7 protein-coding genes are annotated in these 9,949 nt (G+C 46.3%); all 7 read right to left on the bottom strand.

Going from position 1 to position 9,949, the window contains the following annotated elements; translation table 11 throughout:
- On the bottom strand, positions 1-941 hold a 941-nt coding region (locus PLH26_RS00850; RefSeq protein WP_324584076.1), incomplete at its 3' end, for an MFS transporter.
- A gap of 13 nt (positions 942-954) precedes the next feature.
- Positions 955-1,698: an SDR family NAD(P)-dependent oxidoreductase gene (locus PLH26_RS00845; protein WP_324584075.1), complete on the bottom strand. Its 744-nt coding sequence runs from the start codon at positions 1,696-1,698 to the stop codon at positions 955-957.
- Positions 1,699-1,766: 68 nt separating this feature from the next.
- Positions 1,767-3,125 (bottom strand): Gfo/Idh/MocA family protein, encoded by a 1,359-nt coding sequence (locus PLH26_RS00840; protein ID WP_324584074.1) that lies wholly within the window; start codon positions 3,123-3,125, stop codon positions 1,767-1,769.
- A gap of 38 nt (positions 3,126-3,163) precedes the next feature.
- Complete coding sequence (locus PLH26_RS00835) at positions 3,164-5,455, bottom strand: alpha/beta hydrolase (RefSeq protein WP_324584073.1); 2,292 nt, start codon at positions 5,453-5,455, stop codon at positions 3,164-3,166.
- A 76-nt stretch (positions 5,456-5,531) separates the two neighbouring features.
- Positions 5,532-7,187 (bottom strand): isochorismatase family protein, encoded by a 1,656-nt coding sequence (locus PLH26_RS00830; protein WP_324584072.1) that lies wholly within the window; start codon positions 7,185-7,187, stop codon positions 5,532-5,534.
- Between the two features lie 218 nt (positions 7,188-7,405).
- Positions 7,406-8,302, bottom strand: coding sequence for an AraC family transcriptional regulator (locus PLH26_RS00825; protein ID WP_324584071.1), 897 nt, complete (start codon positions 8,300-8,302; stop codon positions 7,406-7,408).
- Between the two features lie 455 nt (positions 8,303-8,757).
- A complete protein-coding gene (dgoD, locus tag PLH26_RS00820; protein ID WP_324584070.1) occupies positions 8,758-9,912 on the bottom strand; it encodes a galactonate dehydratase in 1,155 nt (384 codons plus the stop codon).
- Positions 9,913-9,949 lie beyond the last annotated feature (37 nt).

Here is a 9,949-nt window from a genome sequence, read left to right as displayed (position 1 = left end):
ATCAATGGGCCAAACATGAGCGTGAGCGCCAGCAGGCTTCCGAAGAGCCCTACCGATATTTTTCTTGCTTTGGGAACCGGTATGCCTTTGCGGATAATGAATTGCGTAAAAAATCCGCCCAGTATATTGCCTATATCTGCAACAATAAAAGGGAACATCGCGAACCAACCGATCTCTTCCAGTCCCCAGTGATGCACATCCACCAGGTACCTGCCAATCCAGAAGGTGATAAAATACCATACAGGATCCATGAATATCTTAGAGAAGGTAAACCATCCCACAAATCTTGTTTTGATAAGCTTCAGCGGCGGTATGGCTTTCGCCCCCGATGCTTTTAATGCACGCTCGGGCGTATAATAGGTAAACCAGAAAAACGCTACCCATATATAGCCAATACACCCGATAATGACAAACGTAAACTGCCAGCCATAACGCATACCCAGCCATGCGATGAGCGGCGGAGCCACTACCGCGCCAATAGCTGCGCCACTGTTGAAAATGCCCGTTGCCGTAGAACGCTCTTCGGGAGTAAACCATTCACTTGTTAATTTAATGGCGGCGGGCCAGTTACCCGCTTCGCCTATCCCTAACAGGAACCTGCATATCCCAAAATGAAAAGGCAACCGTGCAAAGGCATGCAGCAGCGACGCCGTTGTCCAGAAAGCCATACATAAAGCATAACCCACCCGTGTTCCCAGCCGGTCTATTACAAAGCCCGACACGAGATTAGAGATCATATACGCCACAAAAAAAGCAGTGGCTATATAGCCGAAATAATCATTGGGAATAAGTTCACGCAATGCCCCCTCAGCGCTCAGGAAGTTGAAAGCCAGTCTGTCTACATAATTCAGTACCGTTGCCAAAAACGCGAAGCCCAGCATGAGCCAGCGTATCCGGGGCAGTTTATCAGTAGATGGCTGATTAGGGAAATATTGATCCATGCGTAATGATATATTATACGATGCGCATTGTCATCCCCCCGTCAATCACAATATTTTCACCGGTAATAAATTTGTTTTGTACCAGTGAGCAAATCACTTCTGATACATCTCCGGGGGTTCCTTCCCTGTGCAGCGGTATCCTGTTGTCAATATTATTTTTTACCTGCTCAGGCTTCAGGTAGTCCTGAAAGCGTGTTCTTATCACGCCCGGTGAAACACAATTGACGCTGATGTTGTCGTCACTCAGCTCCAGTGCAAGCGCCCTCGTCATTTGCGGAATAGCGCCTTTAACAACGGCATAGGCCAATGCATTCTTTACCCCGCGTAAACCTGCAGCAGATGATATCAAAACAATGGCCCCTTCTTTTTGCAGTTTCATATAGGGAACGGCCGCCCTGCACAAATGGAAAGCCGCATGTATATGCACATCAAATGCCTTATACCACATCTCCCTGGCGCCATTCAATAAGCTTCCCGGAGCTGCTCCCCCCGCGCTGTGTACCAAAATATCAATACGATCCCACTTTGCCGCCACAGCTTCTATAGCTTTTATGCATTCGGATTCTTCGCCCAGGTCGGCAGCGATCATCAGCAATGGAACACCCAACGCTTCAATTTTTTGTTGTATATCACTGCCTGCAGTATTTCTCGCAACAATGGCTATGGCAGCTCCCTGCCGGGCCAATGCAACAGCGGTAGCCGCACCTATTCCATGAGTGCCTCCTGTTACAACGGCTACTTTGTTTTGTATATTCATTCGTATATAATTGATTCCTGATTTTTAAATCCGCATCGGTTTTTACAAACGGATACTTCGTGCTGTAACTACAGCTTTTCGGGAATTATGTACGGCGCACGGTAATTTCCTTTTAAGAATTTATTTGCCGCTTCATTATTTATGAACTTTTCGGTTTGCCTGTCAAGAAACAACTGCTTCTTCCCTGTACGGTAACAAATATCTGCAAGATGCACCAGGGATGCGCTCAGGTGTCCCTGCGTAACATCGCCATTGGGTTCCTGCTGCAGGCGAATGCTGTCAATAAAATTTTTCTGATGAAATTTATCCGGAAAGTAACCTTTATCCATGTCCACGATTTTTCCATCCACTTCCATTACCTGCCAGCCCACGCCGTGCCTGCCCAGGTACATCAATCTTTCGGTTCCATATATCTCAATCCTTGTAGAGTTTTGTGGCCAATAAGGCCATTTTGTCCCAAAGCGCACATCGCTTCCTTCTTTGGTCATATACGGCGTGCAGGAACCGCTTTCGCAGGTCATATCAAAATCGCCATAGTCATAAGTGATGTTTAAAAACTCCGGCGTTTCCTTCTGCGATTGAAAGCCAACATTTCCCCCGGTACAGTAAACAGACTTCGGGTGACCGGGATCACCCATTGCCAAACGTGCAAGATCCATTACATGGCTGGCATCGTCTGATAACGCTCCTCCTCCATAATCCCAAAAGTCAAGCCACCCGCCCCTGCCGGTCATGCTATGGCGGTTAGGATTATAAGGCACTTTTCTTGCCGGTCCCAGCCATGCATCCCAGTTCAGGCCTTTGGGAACATCGGTATCTGGTTTTGCTATCCACTTTCCACCGGGCAACATATTGTAGCATTTCACATGCAGTACTTTACCCAGTTTACCGCTTTTAATGTATTCTCTTGCAGAAAATGCATAGGGAGCACTCCTGTTCTGAAAACCTATCTGTAATACTTTCTTATATTTCTTTGTTGCAGCGATCATTTGTTGCCCTTCCCAAATGGAAAGCGTGGGGTTTTTTTCAACATATACATGCTTACCGGCCTGCAATGCCCATATGGCTGCCAGCGCATGCCAGTGCTCGGGCGTGGCAATTATCACAGCATCCACATCCTTATCGTCAAACACCTGTTTCATATTGCCTGTGAACTTCGGCGCATAACCCTGTATTGTATTGTATTTGTCAATGGCCGTTTTGATACCGGAAAGCGTTTCGTTTACATCGCACAAATATTTTACTTCCATGTTCTCATTTTCTTTTACGATCCCCGCCAAAACATCAAGGCCCCGGCCGCCGCAGCCAATGAGCGAAAGCACAAGCTTATTGGCAGCAGCATTTTTTGAAGTGCCCGGAAAAGAGGGCTGCAGGGCCATGCCTGCTGCTCCCAGCGACATATGATGGATGAAACTGCGTCTATGCATACTATGTTTGTTTTTAAAGATTAAAACTTTATACCCGGCTATTTTTTTAAATGCTTATCCAGAAATTCAAAGGTTGCTTTGCCATTGATACTGTGCGGACCGGCAAAGTGTTCTATGGCGATCGATTCCTTAAGCCCCTGCAAATGGTAATAGCGTTGCACTTTCGCAAATTCATAGCTTACCCATTCATCTTTACCTACGCCATCAAAGTACCCCCGCTCTACCATAAAAGGCCGCGGCGCTATCAATGCCGCCATCTCTGCATAGTTGAACGTGTGGCCCAGATCCCACTCCGGCATATCATATTCCCCCGTATACACGTAACCAAATGTGTGTTCTGTTGTAGCCACTTTGCGCACCCATTCATTAAAATCGGCCGAACAAACGGATAAACAATATCCCTTAACAACCGCCGGCACACGCATGGCCGTTTTTCCTCCGTATGAGATCCCGTAAAAAGCTATTTTTTCCGCATCCGTAAAAGAAAGCCCCTGTAACCATTCAACGATCCGCTGGTGCTGGCTTATGATGACAGAGAAAAGGGTGAGTCCTATCGGATTGGCCTTACGCTGGATCACTCTGAATTTATCCTGCCCCCGGTATGGATTATGAGGTGCAAAAGTTATATAGCCTCTTTCCGCCAAACGGGCAGCAAACCCTTTATAAACCTGGTAATTCCTTTGGGTAGAATCTGTTTCTACCACATCAAAAGGCAATCCTTCCAGCCCGTGCTGACATACAACAACCGGCCTTTTTTCGCCCTGCCTGATATCTTTCGGAACAGTTAGTATCCCCCAGGCAAATACTTCCGGGCCAAAAACATCAAGGGTGATCTCATAACTTATCCATTTTTCCGTTTCCTGATGCACACGTGCTTTGGTATTGAAGCTACCCGATGGCGCGGGCATTTTTCCAAGTACATTCCAAAAGCGTTCTCTTTGCTGCTCTTTAACAGCAGCCTGCTCTCCGGGGGAGCCTTTTAATGTTTGCCAAAAATCCCTGTCACGTGCTCTCTCACACACAGAAAGCTCCTGCTGTATGCATTGCGTCATCTCCCGCACCTGCCTTTCCTGCCTTTGCGGAACCCTGATCCAATCTGCAGATGTCTGAATTACCGGTGAATGAGATATTCTGCCCGGCACAGGAATCACATTCATTGCTTTAGCGAATGCAACAAATGCCTGCTCAGAAAAAAATGGTTGGTCTGCCGTTATAAAATTCAAATTATTTTGAGAAGGAATGATGGCAACAGCGCGGCGGTATTCTGCTTTTGCCGTTGAGAGAGAAGGCGATACTATTTTGCCCGGTGCAGCCCCGGCATTTTGATGGTTTACAAACGGGACTGTTGTATGCTCAATAATCAGTTTGCGCGGCCAGCTCATTACAGCCAGCTCCGCATCGCCAAATGTATTAAGCAGTCCAAACACATTGCGGTAAATAGGCTCCTTCCATAGTTGCTCCCTTGCATTAAAATAACCGCTTACGAGCGATGCTGTGATGCGCGTGTCCAGCGCCGCCGCATACAGGGCAAGCATTCCTCCTTCTCCGTAGCCCGCCACAGCAAGCGTATTATTACCGTCTTCTTCATTTCTCTTCTCCAGCCAGTCAATACCCGCGAAGATCTTTTGCAATTCATAACCGATAACATGCCGCCCGATTTCATAAGCCTGGCGGTAGATCCACTCCCGGTGTGGCTGTTGGGTATGCAAACCCAGGGAAGGATTGCCCGAATAAGTATAGTTCCTGTTTATGAGCGCCGGTATCAGTATTTCCACTCCGCTTTTTGCCAGTGCCAGCACCGCGGCGCTTCCTGCGCCTGTTCCTTTGATCATCGCTGCAAGGGCTTCAGGCTCTGTACCGGCATCAGGAATGATGACAGCTCTTGCTTTCACCTTTGTTGCAGGAACGATCAATATGCCTTCTGCCGATAAATTGTTCATTACGGTCCACCGCACCGCGGACACGGTATATTCTTTTTCAACAACGGTACAGGGGGTCAGGTCATTGCGTGTAGCAATCTGCAGCACCGGCTGTATCCTCTCATCTGCTATACCCAGTATTTTTTTCAACTCAGCTCTTTGTACAGATACAGACCGGTTGAACGCGGCAGCAGAACTAAAGCTGCGTTGCCAGTGTGATGCCCGTTGCGATGTTCTTCGCTCTGTTTCCCGGATCAGAAAATCATTGATGCCGTTAACCATTTTTGCAGACAGATCTTCACTCCCTGTTAAAAGTGTGCCGGCAAAAGGAAGGGCCTGCTGTGCCACGCCATGGAACGCAACAGCGAGTGTGGCGGTAAAACATGCCAGATATCGTAAAAAGCTTTTCATTACAAAATTTTGTCGCCGCAAAGAGCATTGATCGCTTTCCCTGATTCGGTCATCATTTTCTCCCGGCGAAATATAGCTATTTATTTTCCCCGGTATCATTCAGCAAATAATGAATACTATTGGTCAGTATCCGCTGAAAATCCGGGATATCCCAGTCTTCCCAATGCCCCAAAGAGGTATACACCACTCTATTATTGAACTTTGTATAATTGGTCCAGAGCACAGGCTCAGGCGGCTCATTGGGTATGGTTCCGGTTAGCAGCACCCGGGCTGCGGCAGAGCGCAACGGCCGGTTCTGATACAGCCAGCTCTTACTGCCAAACCCGTTAGGGTCAATACCTTTAAGCAGCGGATGATTTTCCATGCCCGGTACTACAGCGATCTTTGTTTTTTCTTCAAGATGTCCGTAATGCCCTTTGTAATTACCGCCAAGTATTTCTTCATCAAATTCAGGCCACTGAGCCAGGAACCCGGATACAGATTCTGAAGAGCGGGTTATACCACCTCCTTCCCTGGGTACGTTGCCTTTGGCGTCAAAAGAATGGCTTGCCGTGCGGATGCCCAGCACCGGTTTGCCGCCCTTTATATAATTCCTTATCATATCCATCTTCTGCGGTTCAAGCGCAACGCGTCGTACAAAGAACACGGCAAGGCTTGCATCCTGGAGTATCTGGAGATTTTCAAGGTTATGCCTGCCCGGGCCGTCCATTGCAGGCTTGCCAATAGCAAACTCACAATTTACTCCTTCGTGCAACATAAGCTCATGCGCAAACCGGGGAAGCGCCTGATTGGCATGGTATTCTCCTTCTGCCGTAATAAAGGCTACCACGGGCCGCTTATCGTCTTTAAAACGAAATTGCTTTTTGCCGGTAAAATCAGTAGACAATATGGTTGGACAAACATATTGTTCTATATAGTCTACCACCAGGTGTACACCGGTAAAGTGATTTACATAAGGAGCTCTGCGGGAGTTGTACATGGCATCGGTCATATCGCGCATCAGCACCACATTTTTGCCTAATCTTACCATGCTGCGCAATCCAAATGTGCGCCCGATCACGCACATATTGGTGTGTACGCCCGATAAGATCACATTTTTAATCCCTTTTTTTTCAAAAAGAGAAGCTATTTCCGATCCCGAGTCGCTGATGGCATCCCCTTCTTTTATTGTAATGGCGTCAATTTGTTTTGTCCATGCTCTTCCCTGGGTACACTGTATCATATCATCACAACCTTCATCCGACTGGTCAATAGGCCAGGCAGCGCCTTTTTCACCAGGCACATTTGAGTTGTCGATCAGTTTGTCGTACTTTTTATTGTAATATTTTAATACCGTTTTCCTTGCGGGATGATCTTTATAATAGTCAATGCAATCGCTTGGCGCATGCACGATCAGCACGCCTTTGCTTCGGGCTATGTTCAGTACTTCGTTCAGTCTTGGGGCCATTTCTGCTACTCTTGCCGTAGCGCCTTTACACCAATGTTTATCCCACATATCACAAATGATTATTGCCGTTTGCTTCGGATCCCATTGCTGAATTTCATTAACAACAGCAGCGCCATTTACAGCGCTGGCTCCTTCTACTCTTTTTTGCATAGACAGTGTGATCATCTTATCTGCCTTATTGCCTGAAACCTGCGCATTCAGCTCACAGGGATTGGTTAAATCAACAAAAAGGATCATTGCAAGGATCCATGGTTTTGGGTGGCTGAAGTGTCGTTTGAAACGCATGATAAAATTTAATTTTTCAGATTATTACTGTCAGGATCATGTCCGGCAGTACTGGATAACTCCTGCTTTTTCCGGGTGCATCTTTGAAATGCTGAAAAGGTCCTGTAGCAAAAATTCCCATATTCCGGTAAGCATAACTCCTGTATGTTATCCAAATCAACAGATTTATTACAAAAAATAAACACTTGCCCGATACAATACAATTTTACCAGATGCAATCAGGCGATCGCTTTGTCTTTTGTCGTTCTCATGCAGTGTTTGCTGAACTCGAGCGGGCTTAACTTTGTGATCCTTTTGAACTGGTAATAAAAATTGGAAAGGCTGTCAAAGCCGCAGGTATAGCCAATTTCCTTTACCGGCTTTCCACCATACCTGATCATCTGACAGGCTTTGCTGATCCTGTACTCGGTTAAAAACTCTATATATGTTTTATTCGTCAGTGCCTTAAAATAACGGCAAAAAGACTCCCTGGTGAGGTTGGCGATCCGCGCCACTTTTTCTATTGTAATATGTTCATCAAAATTGGAATACGTATAATTCAGAACATCGTTAAAACGGCTGTCTGCCGCGCAACCGGGATTGCTGCCAAAGCTGCCGCCTCGTATAAGCTCCCTGCAATTGGACTTCGATGTGAGCTGTTTTAATATTTCAAGTAAAATAATAATGGCATCCAACGATGAAGCAGTGAACATTCGTTCCATAAGGGGAATGATTTTTTCTTTCCCCGCAGCTGTTATGCATATGCCGTTCCGCGATTTGGTAAAGAGGTCATATACTTCTTTCAACTCCGGAAGTTTTAAAAAACCTTTGCCCAGGAAATGCTTTCCGAACTGCACTACCAGCGCTTCAGGGACATCTGAATCCCATGTTTCTTCGTCGTGCAAAAAACCATGCGGTGTATTGGATCCTATCAGCACCAGATCGTTGTCGCCAAAACGCTCTACTGAATTGCCGATGATCCTCGTTCCTTTTGACCGCCTCACCAGGGTGAGCTCTGTTTCGGGATGATAATGCATGCCCCTGTAAAGGTTGTTTCCCCGGTCAATCTTTAAATGAAAGCAACTGCTGCTGTTAAAGAAAATCTGTTTAAAGGAAGGCTTCATCTCTTGCAACATGAAATAAAAGATTTGAGCAATTAAAAATAAATAAGGAAAACGATTTCCTAAAATACAAAATTTGAATATACCCCGCCGGATTTTTCTTATCTTTTTTCAGATCTGTAGTTTTTTACAGCATCAGTTGCGGCTTGTATGCTTTATCCTTGTACGCGCATTCAGCTCCCCTGATCTGACCAGGGTGCAAACTTAAAAATCGTTTTTCTATTTGCCAGTGATTGGAAGCCTGTTGTTTCTATAAAGCAACCTATGCCATGAAGGAGCCGTCTGAAAAATACTTTTTTTTCCGCGAAGGCACGAGGGCCCGAAGAAAAATAAACAAGATCAGGTCTTGAGTCTTGGTGGCATATCTTCTACACCATACCTTTTGAGACAAACCCCTCGACATATTATAAGGAGTGCGGCCTTTTGTTGTGCAGCATACACGAATAATGCTTCTTTTAGCTGGCTATCCTTTACCATTCTGTAACACTGCCATCGGCATTGCGCCAAACCGGATTTTTCCAGTCGTGCCCTTTCAATGCCATGCTTTTTACTTTTTCTTCATCCACCTCAATGCCCAGCCCGGGCAGAACAGGTCTTTCAATGTAGCCCTCTTTTATAGAAAACACCTCCGGGTTGGCCAGGTAGTCGAGCAGGTCGGCGCCTTCGTTATAGTGAATGCCAATGCTTGATTCCTGTATAAAGGCATTGATGCAATTGAAGTCTACCTGGAGCGCTGCCGCCAGGGAAATAGGACCCAGGGGGCAATGAGGCGCCAAGGCAACATCGTACGCTTCGGCCATTGCAGCAATTTTTTTTACTTCTGAAATACCCCCGGCATGACTGAGGTCGGGTTGTATAATATCAACAGCTCCCTGTTCAAAAAGCCGTTTGAAATCCCAGCGGCTAAACAACCGTTCACCTGTTGCAATGGGGGCAGCGGTGTAGCCGGCAAGTGCAGAAAATGCTTCAACGTTTTCTGATAAAACAGGTTCTTCAATGAACATGGGTTTAAGATAGTCCAGTTCACGCATAAACCGTTTTGCAAGCCCTTTATGCACACGACCGTGAAAATCTATTCCCAGTCCGTTGTCATATCCTATAGCATTTCTTACAGATTCAATGGCTTTTACGGCTCGGTCAATCTTACCGGGACTATCTATCCATTCCATCTCGGCACAAGCGTTCATTTTAACAGCCTGAAATCCCTGTTCCATGCGGGCTGCAGCTCCTTTTGCAAGTTCTTCGGGCCTGTCGCCACCGATCCATCCGTATATTTTCATCCTGTCTCTCACTGCTCCGCCCAATAGCTCATACACCGGTACGCCAAGTGCTTTACCTTTTATGTCCCAAAGCGCCTGGTCAATGCCCGAAATGGCGCTCATGAGTATGGGTCCGCCCCTGTAAAACCCGCCCCTGTAAAGTGTTTGCCATATATCTTCTATTCTTTGGGCATCCCTGCCAACCAAAAAAGAAGTCATTTCCCTTACAGCAGCGCATACGGTATCTGCCTTCCCTTCTATTACAGGTTCTCCCCATCCCGTAATTCCCGACCGGGTGGTTATTTTTAAAAACAACCAGCGGGGCGGTACCTTAAACATCTCAATTTTTTCAATCGTGGTATTCATCTGACTTCCGGTAATAAGTATTTTTAATTAAACGTAT

Source organism: Agriterribacter sp. (assembly GCF_035444585.1).
Lineage (GTDB): Bacteria > Bacteroidota > Bacteroidia > Chitinophagales > Chitinophagaceae > Agriterribacter.
This window is presented reverse-complemented; position numbering and strand designations above follow the sequence as displayed.

Coding starts and splice junctions, on each gene's coding strand:
- PLH26_RS00825 (WP_324584071.1), bottom strand. CDS start 8,302: ATGTTGCAAGAGATGAAGCCTTCCTTTAAACAGATTTTCTTTAACAGC.
- dgoD (WP_324584070.1), bottom strand. CDS start 9,912: ATGAATACCACGATTGAAAAAATTGAGATGTTTAAGGTACCGCCCCGC.
- PLH26_RS00830 (WP_324584072.1), bottom strand. CDS start 7,187: ATGCGTTTCAAACGACACTTCAGCCACCCAAAACCATGGATCCTTGCA.
- PLH26_RS00840 (WP_324584074.1), bottom strand. CDS start 3,125: ATGCATAGACGCAGTTTCATCCATCATATGTCGCTGGGAGCAGCAGGC.
- PLH26_RS00845 (WP_324584075.1), bottom strand. CDS start 1,698: ATGAATATACAAAACAAAGTAGCCGTTGTAACAGGAGGCACTCATGGA.
- PLH26_RS00835 (WP_324584073.1), bottom strand. CDS start 5,455: ATGAAAAGCTTTTTACGATATCTGGCATGTTTTACCGCCACACTCGCT.